Source organism: Pseudomonas inefficax (assembly GCF_900277125.1).
GTDB classification, from domain to species: domain Bacteria; phylum Pseudomonadota; class Gammaproteobacteria; order Pseudomonadales; family Pseudomonadaceae; genus Aquipseudomonas; species Aquipseudomonas inefficax.
This window is the reverse complement of the sequence record NZ_OPYN01000025.1, coordinates 40059-55042: the sequence shown is the minus strand read 5'-3', so window position 1 is coordinate 55042 and position 14984 is coordinate 40059. Positions and strand designations below refer to the sequence as shown.

General features: G+C 62.8%; 12 protein-coding genes and 2 pseudogenes. 4 read left to right on the top strand and 10 right to left on the bottom strand.

The window, feature by feature from the left end:
- From JV551A3_RS02905 to JV551A3_RS02890, 4 genes are all read right to left on the bottom strand, one after another.
- Positions 1-1782: 2Fe-2S iron-sulfur cluster-binding protein (locus tag JV551A3_RS02905; protein ID WP_133978312.1), on the bottom strand; the 1782-nt coding region annotated here is incomplete at its 3' end.
- Positions 1779-2114, bottom strand: a complete 336-nt coding sequence (locus JV551A3_RS02900) for a sarcosine oxidase subunit delta (RefSeq protein WP_039613194.1) — start codon at positions 2112-2114, stop codon at positions 1779-1781. The genes JV551A3_RS02905 and JV551A3_RS02900, both read right to left, overlap by 4 nt.
- 14 nt (positions 2115-2128) lie before the next feature.
- Positions 2129-3379, bottom strand: a complete 1251-nt coding sequence (locus JV551A3_RS02895) for a sarcosine oxidase subunit beta family protein (RefSeq protein ID WP_003255680.1) — start codon at positions 3377-3379, stop codon at positions 2129-2131.
- 15 nt (positions 3380-3394) lie between these two features.
- A complete protein-coding gene (locus JV551A3_RS02890; RefSeq protein ID WP_025337394.1) occupies positions 3395-4648 on the bottom strand; it encodes a serine hydroxymethyltransferase in 1254 nt (417 codons plus the stop codon).
- 338 nt (positions 4649-4986) lie between these two features.
- Between JV551A3_RS02890 and JV551A3_RS02885 the strand changes: the two genes are divergently transcribed.
- Entirely contained in the window at positions 4987-6027 is a 1041-nt protein-coding gene (locus tag JV551A3_RS02885) for a threonine aldolase family protein (protein WP_133969989.1), read from the top strand.
- Between the two features lie 106 nt (positions 6028-6133).
- On the opposite strand, the gene JV551A3_RS31305 is transcribed toward JV551A3_RS02885, so the two are convergent.
- From JV551A3_RS31305 to JV551A3_RS02870, 4 genes and pseudogenes are all read right to left on the bottom strand, one after another.
- Positions 6134-6862: a methyl-accepting chemotaxis protein gene (locus JV551A3_RS31305; protein WP_372239042.1), complete on the bottom strand. Its 729-nt coding sequence runs from the start codon at positions 6860-6862 to the stop codon at positions 6134-6136.
- 135 nt (positions 6863-6997) lie between these two features.
- Positions 6998-8026, bottom strand: a pseudogene (locus JV551A3_RS31300) (HAMP domain-containing protein); the annotation flags it as partial.
- Between the two features lie 223 nt (positions 8027-8249).
- On the bottom strand, positions 8250-8552 hold the full coding sequence (locus JV551A3_RS02875) for a cell division protein ZapA (protein WP_133978310.1): 303 nt from the start codon (positions 8550-8552) through the stop codon (positions 8250-8252).
- Positions 8549-8779 carry a hypothetical protein gene (locus JV551A3_RS02870; protein ID WP_025337390.1) on the bottom strand — a complete coding sequence of 77 codons (231 nt, stop codon included), beginning with the start codon at positions 8777-8779 and terminating at the stop codon, positions 8549-8551. Before JV551A3_RS02870 ends, JV551A3_RS02875 begins: the two co-directional genes overlap by 4 nt.
- A 276-nt stretch (positions 8780-9055) precedes the next feature.
- On the opposite strand from JV551A3_RS02870, the pseudogene JV551A3_RS31295 reads away from it, so the two are divergent.
- Positions 9056-9826, top strand: a pseudogene (locus JV551A3_RS31295) (MCP four helix bundle domain-containing protein); the annotation flags it as partial.
- Entirely contained in the window at positions 9809-10681 is an 873-nt protein-coding gene (locus JV551A3_RS31290) for a methyl-accepting chemotaxis protein (RefSeq protein WP_404943662.1), read from the top strand. The pseudogene JV551A3_RS31295 and the gene JV551A3_RS31290, both read left to right, overlap by 18 nt.
- A 123-nt stretch (positions 10682-10804) precedes the next feature.
- Here the strand turns inward: JV551A3_RS31290 and gbcB are convergent, their stop codons facing one another.
- Positions 10805-11905 (bottom strand): glycine-betaine demethylase subunit GbcB, encoded by a 1101-nt coding sequence (gene gbcB / locus JV551A3_RS02860; RefSeq protein ID WP_085626183.1) that lies wholly within the window; start codon positions 11903-11905, stop codon positions 10805-10807.
- Positions 11906-12211: 306 nt separating this feature from the next.
- Between gbcB and gbcA the strand changes: the two genes are divergently transcribed.
- Positions 12212-13504, top strand: a complete 1293-nt coding sequence (gbcA, locus tag JV551A3_RS02850; protein WP_133969984.1) for a glycine-betaine demethylase subunit GbcA — start codon at positions 12212-12214, stop codon at positions 13502-13504.
- A gap of 701 nt (positions 13505-14205) precedes the next feature.
- Here the strand turns inward: gbcA and etfB are convergent.
- Positions 14206-14976 carry an electron transfer flavoprotein subunit beta gene (gene etfB, locus JV551A3_RS02845; RefSeq protein WP_133969983.1) on the bottom strand — a complete coding sequence of 257 codons (771 nt, stop codon included), beginning with the start codon at positions 14974-14976 and terminating at the stop codon, positions 14206-14208.
- Positions 14977-14984 lie beyond the last annotated feature (8 nt).

Here is a 14984-nt window from a genome sequence, read left to right as displayed (position 1 = left end):
ATAAGAGACAGACATGGTGGTGCCCATTTCCGGGATGGTGATGCCGATCGAACGGGCGGCGATGGCCAGGCCGTTGATGTTACCCAGTTTGCCCTGGTCGGTACCGAAGCCCAGCGCGGTGTAGCGTTTTACGTGCTCGACCGACTCGAAGCCTTCGCGGGTGGCCAGTTCGATGGCGGCCGCGGTGACGTCGTTCTGCTGGTCGACGAACTGCTTGGGTGCGCGGGCAGTGCCCTTGTCGTGCGGCACCTGGAACAGTGCCACGGTGGCCTCTTCCTTGCGCGCAACGGTTTTCGGCAGGCTGCCGACAGTGGCCTTGAAGCCCGCTTCGGTGGCTGCGCGCACGCCGCCTTCGAAGCCATCGGCGATCACGTCGCCCAGGGCGTAGACGCCGTTGATGCCACCCACGCATTCGCGTTTCTGCGGAGCATCGCCCGGTACGAAGCCGAGGATGTCTTCACGCCATACCGGGCGACCACCCAGGTGCGAAGCCAGGTGCACGATCGGGCTGTAACCACCGGAGGTAGCGATCAGGTCGCAGTCGAGGGTTTCGCCCGGGCTGGTGACCTTGTGTGCCTGCACGTCGATGGCGGCCACACGGGCGCCGGTAACGTGCTTGGTGCCCTTGGCCTCGATCACGGCGCTGGAGGTGAGAATGCGGATGCCTTTGGCACGTGCTTCTTCAACCAGCGAGCCACGCGGGTTGTGGCGAGCGTCGGCAATGGCCACCACTTGCAGGCCGGCATCGTGCCAGTCCAGCGCGGCGCGGTAGGCGTGGTCGTTGTTGGTCGACAGCACCAGCTTGCGGCCCGGGGCCACGCCGTAGCGGCGCACGTAGGTGGAAACAGCACCGGCCAGCATGTTGCCCGGCACGTCGTTGTTGCCATAAACCAGCGGGCGCTCGTGGGCGCCAGCTGCCAGCACCACGCGCTTGGCGCGGACGCGGTGCACGCGGTGGCGCACCTGGCCGATCGGGGCGCGGTCGCCAAGGTGGTCGGTGAGGCGCTCGTGAATGGTCAGGAAGTTATGGTCGTGGTAGCCGTTGACCGTGGCGCGTGGCAGCAGGGTCACTTCCGGCAGGCTTTCCAGCTCCTTGACCACGGCGTTGACCCAGTCGGTGGCAGGCTTGCCGTCGAGGGTTTCGCGGGTGTCGAGCAGGCTGCCGCCGAACTCTTCCTGTTCGTCAGCCAGGATCACGCGGGCTCCGCTGCGGGCAGCGGCCAGCGCGGCGGCCAGGCCAGCAGGGCCGGCGCCGACGATCAGCACGTCGCAGTGCTGGTTCATGTAGTCGTAGCTGTCCGGGTCGTTCTGCAGCGGCGCGCGGCCAAGGCCTGCGGCTTTGCGGATGTACTTCTCGTAAGTCATCCAGAACGATTTCGGGTACATGAAGGTTTTGTAGTAGAAGCCCGGCGGCATCATGCTGCCGCCAACCTTGCCAAGGATGCCCATGACGTCGTTGTTGACGTTCGGCCAGCCGTTGGTGCTGGTGGCTACAAGACCTGCGTACAGCGCCTGTTGGGTGGCACGCACGTTGGGGATCTGGGTGGCTTCGCTGGAGCCGATCTGCAGAATTGCGTTCGGCTCTTCGGTACCGGCAGCGATGATGCCGCGCGGACGCGAGTACTTGAAGCTGCGGCCGACGATGTCGACGCCGTTGGCCAGCAACGCGGCGGCCAGGCTGTCACCGGCATAACCCTGGTAGGTCTTGCCGTTGAAAGTGAAGTTCAGGACCTTGCTGCGGTCGATACGGCCGCCGCTGGCGAGGCGATAGGTCTGGCTCATACTTTTTCCCCTTGGCCTTTGACGGTCGACGCGGCGCTGCTTTGCTTGCCGCTGGCGGTCACTTGCGGCTTCTCGCCAATCTTGTAGGTTTCCAGAATCTCGTAGGTCACGGTGTCACGGGTGACGTTGAAGTACTGGCGGCAGCCGGCAACGTGGTCCCACAGTTCGTGGTGAATACCGCGCGGGTTGTCACGGTAGAACATGTAGGTACCCCACTCTTCGTCGGAGCAGGCGTTAGGGTCCAGCGGGCGGGCGATGTGCGCCTGGCCAGAGGCGTGGAACTCTTCTTCGGAGCGCAGCTCGCCGCAGTGGGGACAGAAAATATGCAACATGACGGTGTCTCCGGTTAGTGGGCGACGGCGGCGGCGCCGTGTTCGTCGATCAGTGCGCCGTTGTAGAAACGGTCCATGGAGAACGGCGCGGCCAGTGGGTGCATTTCGCCCTTGGCCAGGCTCGCGGCGAAGACGTTGCCCGAACCCGGGGTCGCCTTGAAGCCGCCAGTACCCCAACCGCAGTTGAAGAACATGTTCTTGACCGGGGTCTTGGTGATGATCGGGCAAGCGTCCGGCGAGGTATCGACGATGCCGCCCCACTGGCGGTTCATGCGCACGCGCGAGAGGTTGGGGAACATCTCGACGATGGCCTGCAGGGTGTGTTCGATCACCGGGTACGAACCGCGCTGGCCGTAGCCGACCCAGCCGTCGATACCGGCACCGATCACCAGGTCGCCCTTGTCGGACTGGCTGATGTAGCCGTGCACGGCGTTGGACATGATCACGCTGTCGATGATCGGCTTGATCGGCTCGGATACCAGTGCTTGCAGCGGGTGCGATTCCAGCGGCAGGCGGAAGCCGGCCAGCTTGGCCATGTGCCCGGAGTTACCGGCGGTGACCACGCCGACGCGCTTGGCGCCGATGAAGCCTTTGTTGGTTTCCACGCCGATGACCGCGCCGTTTTCCTTGCGGAAGCCGATCACTTCGGTCTGCTGGATCAGGTCCACGCCCAGAGCGTCGGCGGCACGGGCGAAGCCCCAGGCCACGGCGTCGTGACGGGCCACGCCGCCACGGCGCTGCACGGTAGCACCGAGGATCGGGTAGCGGGTGTTCTTCGAGCAATCCAGGTACGGGATCTCGGCTGCGACCTGGGCGGTGTTGAGCAGCTCGCCGTCCACGCCGTTCAGGCGGTTGGCGCTGACCCGGCGCTCGGAGTCACGCATGTCCTGCAGGGTGTGGCACAGGTTGTACACGCCGCGCTGGGAGAACATCACGTTGTAGTTGAGGTCCTGAGACAGGCCCTCCCACAGCTTCATGGCGTGCTCGTACAGGTGCGCCGACTCGTCCCACAGGTAGTTGGAACGCACGATGGTGGTGTTACGGGCGGTGTTGCCGCCGCCCAGGTAGCCTTTCTCGATCACGGCAACGTTGGTGATGCCGTGTTCCTTGGCCAGGTAGTAGGCGGTTGCCAGGCCATGGCCGCCACCGCCGACGATGACCACGTCGTAGACCTTTTTAGGAGTTGGCGTGCGCCACATGCGCTGCCAGTTCTCGTGGTGGCTGAGGGAGTGCTTGAAAAGGCCGAAGCCCGAGTAACGTTGCATGGTGTGTGACTCCACTCAGCGGTAAACAGGGAAATCTGCGCACAGGGCCGCGACGTTCTTCGCTACATCGGCTTCGACGTCTGCGTCACCGAGGTTGTCGAGGATGTCGCAGATCCAGCCGGCCAGGGCTACACATTGCGCGACCTTGAAGCCACGGGTGGTAACGGCCGGGGTGCCGATGCGCAGGCCCGAAGTGACGAATGGCGACTGTGGGTCATTCGGCACGGCGTTCTTGTTGACGGTGATGTGCGCGCGGCCCAGGGCGGCGTCGGCATCTTTGCCGGTGAGGCCCTGGCGGATCAGGCTGACCAGGAACAGGTGGTTGTCGGTGCCACCGGAAACCACGTCGTAGCCGCGGTCGATGAACACCTGGGCCATGGCCTGGGCGTTTTCGATCACTTGTTGCTGGTAGGCCTTGAATTCAGGCTCCAGCGCTTCCTTGAAGCAAACGGCCTTGGCGGCGATCACGTGCATCAGCGGCCCGCCCTGGGCGCCAGGGAACACCGCGGCGTTCAGCTTCTTCTCGATCTCTTCGTTCGACTTGGCCAGGATCAGGCCACCACGTGGGCCGCGCAGGGTCTTGTGGGTGGTGGTGGTAACCACATCGGCGAACGGGATCGGGTTCGGGTACAGGCCAGCGGCAACCAGGCCAGCTACGTGGGCCATGTCGACGAACAGCAGCGCACCGACCTTGTCGGCGATGGCGCGGAAGCGTGGGAAGTCGAGGGTCTTGGAGTAGGCCGAGAAGCCGGCAACGATCATTTTCGGCTTGTGCTCGACAGCCAGGCGCTCGACTTCGTCGTAGTCGATCAGGCCAGTGTTGGTGTCGATGCCGTATTGCACAGCGTTGTACAGTTTGCCCGAGGACGACACCTTGGCGCCGTGGGTCAGGTGGCCGCCGTGAGCCAGGCTCATGCCGAGGATGGTGTCACCAGCCTGCAGCAGGGCCAGGTAGACAGCGCCGTTGGCCGAGGAGCCGGAGTGCGGCTGGACGTTGGCGTAGTCGGCACCGAACAGCTGCTTGGCGCGCTCGATGGCCAGGGCCTCGACCTTGTCCACGTGCTCGCAGCCACCGTAGTAGCGCTTGCCCGGGTAGCCTTCGGCGTACTTGTTGGTCAGGCCGCTGCCTTGGGCCTGCATCACGCGCTTGGAGGTGTAGTTTTCCGAGGCGATCAGCTCGATGTGGTCTTCCTGGCGCTGTTCTTCGGCATTCATCGCCGCCAGCAGTGCATCGTCGTAACCCTGGATCTGGTCTTGCTTGCTGAACATCGTGTATCTCCCGGCAGCGATCATTTCTTGTCTTGGGGCACTGTGGCCCTTTGTGGCGATGTTATGACTGGCCGGGACGGGTCAGATGCCTGCGCACGCCTTGCAATGGCGCGTTTACGACATTCGCTTTTGTGTTGACCGTGCCGGCCCTTTCGCGGGTGAACCCGCTCCCACAGGTACGGCGGTGCCTCAATGCTTGCAATCTCCCTGTGGGAGCGGCTTTAGCCGCGAAGAGGCCAGTACAGGCAATGCCGAAATCAAACGCTGCACCGCTTGTATAGGCAACTGCTGAATCGATGGTTTAGAGTGCTGTTCTGCGTCGTTCACAGGACAGTGCCATGACAGACAAGAGCCAACAATTCGCCAGCGACAACTATTCCGGTATCTGCCCCGAAGCCTGGGCGGCGATGGAAAAAGCCAACCATGGCCACGACCGCGCCTATGGCGACGACCAGTGGACCGAACGCGCTGCGGAATACTTCCGCAAGCTGTTCGAAACCGACTGCGAGGTGTTCTTCGCCTTCAATGGCACCGCCGCCAACTCCCTGGCCCTGGCCTCGCTGTGCCAGAGCTACCACAGCGTGATCTGCTCCGAGACCGCCCACGTCGAAACCGATGAGTGCGGCGCGCCGGAGTTCTTCTCCAACGGCTCCAAGCTGCTGACCGCGCCCAGTGTCAACGGCAAGCTGACGCCGCAGTCGATCCGCGAAGTGGCGCTGAAGCGCCAGGACATCCATTACCCCAAGCCACGGGTGGTGACCCTGACCCAGGCCACCGAGGTCGGGACCGTCTACCGCCCCGATGAGCTCAAGGCGATCAGCGCCACCTGCAAGGAGCTGGGCCTGAACCTGCACATGGACGGCGCACGTTTCAGCAATGCCTGCTCGTTCCTGGGCTGCAGCCCGGCAGAGCTGACCTGGAAGGCCGGCGTCGACGTGCTGTGCTTCGGTGGCACCAAGAACGGCATGGCAGTGGGCGAGGCGATCCTGTTCTTCAACCGCCAGCTGGCCGAGGACTTCGACTACCGCTGCAAGCAGGCCGGGCAGCTGGCATCGAAGATGCGCTTCCTGTCGGCGCCTTGGGTAGGCCTGCTGGAAGATGGCGCCTGGCTGCGCCATGGCGCGCATGCCAACCATTGTGCGCAGCTGCTCGCCTCGCTGGTGAGTGACCTGCCGGGGGTGGAGCTGATGTTCCCGGTGGAGGCCAACGGGGTGTTCCTGCAGATGCCGGAGCACGCGATCGAAGCGCTGCGCGGCAGGGGGTGGCGGTTCTACACCTTCATTGGTAGCGGCGGGGCGCGGTTCATGTGCTCGTGGGATACCGAGGAAGAGCGGGTGCGCGAGCTGGCGGCGGATATCCGCAGCATCATCACCGCCTGACCGGGCCTCTTCGCGGGTAAACCCGCTCCCACAGGGATAGCAAAAGCCTCAAGGCTGGTTATTCACCTGTGGGAGCGGGTTTACCCGCGAAGAAGCCAACACTGATCTAAAGCCTGAACCCACCCATCTGCCGCGCCAGGTCATCGGCCAGGCCACGCAGCGCCTGGCACTCTTCGCGACAGCCCTGCACCTCTGCCGCCGTCTCCCGCGCCAGGTCGGAAATCCCCTGCACCGTACGGTTGATCTCCTCGGTCACCGCCGATTGCTCTTCGGTCGCAGTAGCCACCTGATGGTTCATGTCGCTGATGTGCTCCACCTGGTCGGTAATCGCGCCCAACGACGCCCCGGTACGCTGGCTCGACTCCACGCCACTGCCGGTAGCCTGCTGCCCCGCCTGCATCGAACTCACCGCCGAACCCGCGCCCTGCTTCAAGCGCTGGATCATCTGCTGCACTTCGTCGGTGGACAGCTGCGTGCGCCGGGCCAAAGTACGCACCTCATCAGCCACCACGGCAAACCCACGCCCCATCTCCCCTGCCCTGGCCGCCTCGATGGCGGCATTCAGCGCCAGCAGGTTGGTCTGCTCGGAAATACTACGGATCACTGCGAGAACTTCGTCGATCGAGGCTACTTCATCAGCCAACCGGCTGACTGCATCGGCCGCCTTGCCGATATCACCCGACATCCCCTCGATACCACGAATCGAGCGTTGCACCACTTCACGCGCTTGCAAGGCTTCCTCCCGCGCCGACTGCGAGGCCTGGGCCGCATCGCCGGCATTGCGGGCAATGTCCTGCACGGTCAAACCCATTTCGTGCACGGCGGTAGCGACCATTTCGGTCATTTCCTGCTGGCGTCCGGAACGCTCGGCGGTGTTGTCCACCACCTGTGTCACCTGCTCGACCGCCAGGTGCAGCCGCTCGGAAGTGTGCAGTACCTCGCCGATCAAGCGGCGCTGGCTGTCGAGAAAACGGTTGAAGCCACGCGCCAGGTCACCCAGTTCGTCCTGGCGTGAATCGTCCAGCCGGTGACTGAGGTCACCTGCGCCACTGCCAATCTGCACCAACGCCGCGGTCACGCGGCGGATCGGCCGCACCAGTCCACGCGCCAGCAGCACCACCAGCAGCAGCGAGACCAGGGCCACCGCACCACCAATCAGGCTGGTCAGCCATACCGCCTGATGCATTTGCGCGTAGATTTCCTCCTCGGGCACCTCGGCAACCAGGGTCCAGTTGAGGTCGCGCAGGGGTAGGCCGAGCGCCAGGTAGCTTTCACCGTCACGGCTGAAGCGGCTGCTGCGCAGGCCTTGGCCGCCGGTCATCAGCGCCTTGGCGGCATCCGTGCCAAGCTGTTCCGTGAGCTGGCGTTTGCCGCTGAAGGCAGCGTCCGGATGAACCTGGATCAGGCCATCGTTACGCACCAGGAACACCTTGCCGTGCTCGCCAAACTTGAAGTCATGGATCAATTTCGACAGCTCGGTCATGCGCAAGCCCATGCCGGCCACACCGACCAGTTGGCCGTTCTTTTCCACGCGATAGTCGATGAACAGGGCGAGCTCGCCGGTAGCGCCGTCGATATCGATGTTGATCAGGCGTTCGGCGCCGCTGTCGATGTAGCCGTAGAACCATTTGTCCTTGGGATTGCTGCGGCTGAGGGTACGGTCCAGGCCATTCTCGTTGTAGTAGTGGCCGGTTTCGGTCGAGACGAACAAAGTGGTGAAGGCCTGGTTGCGCTGCTTGGCGGCGGTCAGGTATTCGATGAATGGTGCGACCTGCGCGGGGTCTTCGCCGGCGGCTAACCAGTCGCGCAGCAGGGTGTTGCCGGCGATGTCCGCCGCCGCCACCAGCGGCTGGCCAAGCATGCGCTCAATGTCGTTGCGGATGGCCTCGATGCTGGCGGGCAGGGCGGTGTCGACCAGGTAGCGCTCAGTGAGGCGGTTGAGCGCCACCGTGAAAATGATGACCACCACCAGGATACTCGCCAGCAGGGCGGCGCCCATGCTGGTGATCAACTGCCATTGGATGCTCTTACGCCAGATACGCATACTCTACTCCCGCATAATTATTGTTTTGCGGAAAGTGTATACACTTGCGTATCCAGTTAATCCAGTGACCTGAAGCAATCAGATGCCCCTGTGGGAGCGGGTTCACCCGCGAATGCGTCAGTGGATCAATTATCGCATTCGCGGGTGAACCCGCTCCCACAGAGATCGAAGCAAGACCTTATTGTTCGGCCATGGTCCGAACGATGGCATCCACCGTGGCGTCGATCTGCGCCTGAGTACGCTCCAGCGTCTTGCGGTGCTCATCCTGCAGTTCGATCTGCCGCGAACACAGGTTCAGCGCGGCCAGTACCAGCAACTTGTCGCCGATCAGGGTCGGGTACTGACGCTTGGTCTGGGCCAGGGCGGTGTTGAGCATCTGCACCGCCTGGGCCAGGGTCGCTTCCTGGCCTTCAGGCGCCTTGATCGAATAGTCGTTGCCGAGGATCGACACGACATTGATCGGCTGCGCTCGCAGTGTCATGCGCCTACGACGCCGGCGTTGGCGCGCTCGAGCAGGGCCTGCAGGCGTGCGGCGGTGCTGCCGTTCTTCTCTTCCTGCTCCATCAGCGACAGCTGCAGGGTTTCGTTCTCTTCCTTGGCCTGGGCCAGTTCCTGGCCGAGGGCGGTGTTCTGCTCGGTGAGTTGAGCGTTCTTCTGCATCAGGTCGCTGACCAGTTGCTCGATTTGGTTAAGGGAAGCTTCCAGCATGGGTCTATCTCAGGTTGTTGCGAGGGGCGCACACGATAAAGAAAAGTGCGGCCCATCGCCATTAAATATCGGATTCACAAGGTGTCTAACCCGCAGATTGACAGAGGAACCACCCCCTTGTTCCGACCTGGGTCAACCGCCGGTCAGGAAAAGGTTAGCAACCTCACAATTTTCGCCAATAGCACTCAAGACTGAGCAGTCACAACCGATAGCCCGGCAAGTCATGTTTTGTCGCACTTGCGCACCCATTTTTTCCTTGCCTGGATCGTCCCCTCCATGTCTCTACGCAATATGAACATCGCCCCGCGCGCGCTGCTCGGTTTCGCGCTCATCGGCCTGCTGATGCTTGGCCTCGGTATCTTCTCGCTCATCCAGATGGGCAACATCCGCCAGGCCGGCGTCGTCATCGAACAGGTCAGCGTGCCAAGCATCAAGATCCTCGACGAGCTCACCGCCCTGAACCTGCGCATGCGCACCCTCTCCTACCGCCTGCTGCTCAACCGCGAGCCGGCAACCCAGCGCGAGACCCTGAGCCTGCTGGACGAGCGCAACAGCCAGATCGACCGCGCACGCCAGGCCTACCTGCCAATGATCGGCGCCGCCGACGAACAAGCCGCGTTCGACCAGTACGGCCTGTTGCTCAACCAGTACCGCCAGCTTGAGTCGCGCATGCGCAGCCTGAGCCAGGCCGACCGCGTCGACGAACTGCGCGACCTGCTCAACCGCGACCTGCTGGCCAACTCCGAACAGATCAACAAGGTCATGGACACCTTGGTGCGTATCAATACCGACCAGACCCGCGCCACCAACGAAAAGGCTGCCAACCAGTATGCCGCTGCCTTCGCCCTGGTGATCGGCCTGCTGGTCGCCGCCACCGTACTGACTTTCGTCTGCGCCTTCCTGCTGACCCGCAGCATCGTCAAGCCGATCGAAGAAGCACTCAAGAGCGCCGAACAGGTCGCCGACGGAGACCTGACCCACATCATCCGCGCCGAAGGCACCGATGAAGCCGCACGCCTGCTGCGCGCCATGGCCCGCATGCAGGACAAGCTGCGCGACACCCTGCAACAGATCGCTGGCTCCGCTACCCAGCTGGCCTCGGCGGCCGAAGAATTGAATGCCGTCACCGACGAAAGTGCCCGTGGCCTGCAACAGCAGAACAACGAGATCGAACAGGCTGCCACTGCGGTGACTGAAATGACCAGCGCTGTGGAAGAAGTGGCGCGCAATGCCGTGAGCACCTCGGAAGCATCCAGTGAAGCCAGCCGCTCCACCGGTGATGGGCGTGACTTGGTAATGGAGACCGTGGGTGCCATCGAGCGCATGAGCGGCGATGTGCAGGCTACTGCCAAATTGATCACTCACCTGGCCGAACAGTCGCGCGATATTGGCAAGGTGCTGGATGTGATCCGTGGCCTGGCCGACCAGACCAACCTGCTGGCGCTGAACGCCGCCATCGAGGCGGCGCGTGCAGGTGAGGCGGGCCGTGGTTTTGCCGTGGTGGCCGATGAGGTGCGGGCGCTGGCTCATCGTACCCAGCAGTCGACCAGTGAGATCGAGCGGATGATCGGCAGTATTCAGGGGGGTACGGAAGAAGCGGTGGAATCGATGCGCACCAGCACCGAGCGCGCCGAATCCACCCTGAACATTGCACGTGGCGCAGGCATGGCGCTGGACACCATCGCCGGGGCGGTGGCACAGATCAACGAACGTAACCTGGTGATTGCCAGCGCGGCGGAAGAGCAGGCGCAGGTGGCGCGGGAAGTGGACCGCAACCTGGTGAACATCAATGATCTGTCGGTGCAGAGTGCTACCGGGGCGCATCAGACCAGTGCGGCGAGTGCGGAGTTGTCGCGCTTGGCCGTGGATCTGAATGGGTTGGTGGCGCGCTTCCGTACCTGAAAAACCTGGGGCCGCTTTGCGGCCCATCGCGACACAAGGCCGCTCCTACAGGAAGTACGCGATCCCCTGTAGGAGCGGCCTTGTGTCGCGATGGGCTGCAAAGCAGCCCCCTGTGATTGCGGATCAGTAATCGATCCGCACATCCCCTTTCGGCACGCTGCAGCATGACAGGATGTAGCCCTCGGCTTCGTCCTCTTCGGTAATGCCGCCGTTGTGTTCCATCTCCACTTCGCCGCCCAGCTTGAGCACCTTGCAGGTGCCGCAGATACCCATGCCACAGGCTTTCGGGATCATCAGGCCAACCTTGGCGGCCGCCGCGTGCACGGTCTCGCCCGGGGCGATACGGATGCTCTTCTCGCTGCCGATGAACTCCACCAGGTTGAGATCGGCCGCATCCAGCTCCGGCGCGTCGGCCGCCTGCTCGGCGTGCTCCACCGCATCGGCCTTGGCCTCGGGCGGCGTCGCACCGAACGATTCCTCGTGATAGTTCTTCATGTCGAAGCCGACCGCTTCGAGCATGCGCTTGACCGCGCTCATGTAGGGCGTCGGGCCGCAGCAGAACACCGTGCGCTCCATGTAGTCCGGCGCGATCAGCTCCATCAGGCGCTGGTTGAGGTAGCCGCGATAACCCGCCCAAGGCTCACCCAGGCCATGCTTTTCACAAATGATGTGCAGGCTGAAGTTGGGGATGCGCGAGGCCATCTGCTCCAGCTCGCGGTGGTAGATGATGTCCTTCGGCGAACGGGCGCTGTGCACGAAGACCATGTCGACATTGCCGTTGGTGTCGTAGAACCAGCGGGCCATCGACATGACCGGCGTAATACCGACACCGCCGGAAAGGTACAGCACCTTCTGCGCCGGGAAATCGATGGCGTTGAACAGCCCCACCGGGCCGTGCACCGGCAGCTCGGCGCCTTCGTGCATGGTGTCGTGCAGGAAGTTGGAAACCAGGCCACCCGGCACGCGCTTGACGGTGATCGAGAAGCTGTACGGCACCGACGGCGAACTGGAAATGGTATAGGAACGCATCACCGGCTTGCCTTCGATCTCCAGCTCCAGGGTGACGAACTGCCCTGGCTTGAAGAAGAACATGATCGGCTGGTCGGCCATGAAGCAGAACGTGCGCACGTCCCAGGTCTCCTGGATGACCTTGACGCAGCGCACGATGTGGCGGCCGTTGGCCCAGGTCTGGGTAGTGACCGGATTGAGGAAGGTATCGGACATGTTCATCTCCAGCAGCCGACTATTGGCCTTTTTATGGCTTGGATAATGCGCAAGCTGAGAGCAACGTACATTCCTGCCAGCGACATCGGCGTGCTTATCGCGACCAGCCGCGCACCACAAGGGCTGCGGAGTCGTAATTCAATTCGGCCATGTCGCCCATGGATACGGTTCACGACGCCTTCGGACGCACACTCCACGGCAAAACAACCAGCCTGCTGTTGAAACAAAGAGCCGTGAGAACAGCCTTGCGGCACAACAACGATTAGCCACCTTTTGCCGGCCGCACACGGCCCCGAGGAATACACGATGGACGTCACCGCAACCCTGAGCCTGGGCGATCCACTGGAACCTGCACGCAAGGCCACCGCCGAGATGCTGCAGACCCGCGAGCGCACCTACTCGCTGCCCCAGCCTTTCTACACCGACGAGCGTCTGTTCCAGATCGACATGCAGGAGATCTTCCACAAGGAGTGGCTGATCGCCGGCATGACCTGCGAGATCCCGGCCAAGGGCAACTACATCACCCTGCAGATCGGCAAGAACCCGATCATCGTGGTGCGTGGCGCCGAAGGTAAGGTGCATGCCTTCCACAACGTCTGCCGCCACCGTGGTTCGCGCCTGTGCGTCAGCGAAAAGGGCAAAGTGGCCAAGCTGGTCTGCCCATACCACCAGTGGACCTACGAGCTGGACGGCCGCCTGCTGTTCGCCGGCACCGAAATGGGTGCCGACTTCGACATGAACCAGTATGGCCTGAAGCCAGTGAACGTGAAGGTCGCCGGCGGCTACATCTTCATCAGCCTGGCGGAAAACCCGCCTGCCATCGACGAGTTCCTGGCCACTCTGGACCACTACATGGAACCGTACGACATGGAAAACACCAAGGTGGCGGTACAGACCACCTTGATGGAAAAGGCCAACTGGAAGCTGGTACTGGAAAACAACCGCGAGTGCTACCACTGCAACGGTTCGCACCCGGAGCTGCTGCAAACCCTGCTGGAATGGGACGACACCAACGACCCACGCGCCAGCCAGGAATTCAAGGACCACGTGGCCGCCTCCGCTGCCGCCTGGGAAGCCGAGAAGATCCCGTACCTGCACAAGAGCCATGGCCTGCGTAACCGTATCGTGCGCATGCCGCTGCTCAAAGGCACCGTGTCGATGACCATGGACGGCAAGCAGGCCTGCAAGAAGCTGATGGGCCGCATCAAGAACCCGGACCTGGGCTCGATGCGCATCCTGCACCTGCCGCACTCCTGGAACCACTGCATGGGCGACCACATGATCGTGTTCACCGTGTGGCCGATCAGCGCCCAGGAAACCATGGTCACCACCAAGTGGCTGGTGCACAAGGACGCTGTGGAAGGCGTGGATTACAACCCGGAAAACATGCGCAAGGTGTGGGACGCCACCAACGACCAGGACCGTCGTCTGGCGGAAGAGAACCAGCGCGGGATCAACTCCACTGCGTATCAGCCTGGGCCTTACTCGAAGACTTATGAGTTTGGTGTGGTCAACTTCATCGACTGGTACAGCCAGCGTGTGCTGAACAACCTGGGCGCAGAACCTGCGCCTTACCTGAAGGAAGTACAGGCACAATAAGCCCGATCCCCCGCCATTGAACGTTGTTCGGTGGCGGGGACTGCCTTCCCCGTTTGCTCCCCCGCCCGCGTGTCACCCCCTCCCTGCGCACCACTCGCCCCAGCAGGCTGATCATTATTTGATCAACCCGGTCAATCCCGCATGCCCACTAGGGTGCAGCGGTGTTCATACATCTTATCCACAGAGACACCAACAGAGATTGTTAGCAACCGCGAAACCAATTGCAGCGGGGTTGTGGATAAGCGCCCGAAGTTACTGATTAGCAAGGTTTGAGTTCCAGAAACGCAGCTTTGATCATTTTTTGATCAAATCTCTAGAAGCCTCTGACTGCGCGGCTTGCAGCCGCTATCGAACAGATTATCCACAGACCGGCTAACAGCGATTGTGGGCAAAATCACGAAGCTGCTGATGTGCAGGGTATGTGCATGCCGCGACAGAGGCTGATCGCTTTTTGATCAAATAGAGGGAAGTGGCGTGATACAAGGGCTGCGGCCATGCGCCAACATTTTATCCACATGTTGGCGAACAGATTTGGTGGGCAAAAACATTTGCTCAATGCTGAGCATCGAATGTAGGAGCGGCCTTGTGTCGCGATGGGCCGCAGCGCGGCCCCAGGATCTCGACTACGACTCAAGATTGCCGGGGCTGCTGCGCAGCCCATCGCGACGCAAGGCCGCTCCTACACGGGACCGCGTACGGCTTCAGCGCAGCACGCCCTCTTCAACCAGCAGCTTGAGGATGGCCTCGGCGCCTTCCTGTGGAGAAACGTCCTTCAACACCTTGCCCCCGCCGCCACTGGCCTTGGCAGTCGCCGCCTTCATCCGGTCGGCACCGCTCTTGGCCTTGATCACCTTAAGCCGCTTGGGCCGCGGGCGAGCTGGTTGCAGTTCGGCTTCGGCCAGCAGCGCATCTTCGACAATCGCTACGTTGCGCGCCGCCAGTACGCCCCGGCGCGCCGGCCCGAAAGCGCTCTGGCGCGGCTTGGGCGCAGCGTTATCCACAGTCGCCAGCAACGGCAGGCGCACTTTCAGCCGACGCCGCTGACCACGCGGCAGCGCCTGCAGTACCTGGGCGGTGCCGTTGTCGATCGATTCCACTTCAGCCAACCCGACAATCAGCGGCCAGCCGAGCTTTTCCGCCAACAGGAAGGGCAGCATGCCCGAGCCTTCGCCGGTCTCGGCCTGGCTGCCGGTCAGCACCAGCTGTGCCCCGGCGTCGCGCAGGTAATCGCCGAGGACGCCCAGGACGTCGGCACCGGCGGGCTGCTCCAGCACATCCAGATGGTCCAGGCCCATGCCCAGGTAGGCGCGCAGCGCTTCTTCCCGGGGGTCGCCGGCATGCACCACCTGCAAGTTATCCCCAGCCAGCTGCAAACCCAGCTCCACAGCGCGCGCATCCTGCTCGGCGCGGCGAGCGCGGCCCGAGCTGGGGTGGGCACCGATGGAAACCAGGCTGATCACTTTCGTACTCATGGTCGTGC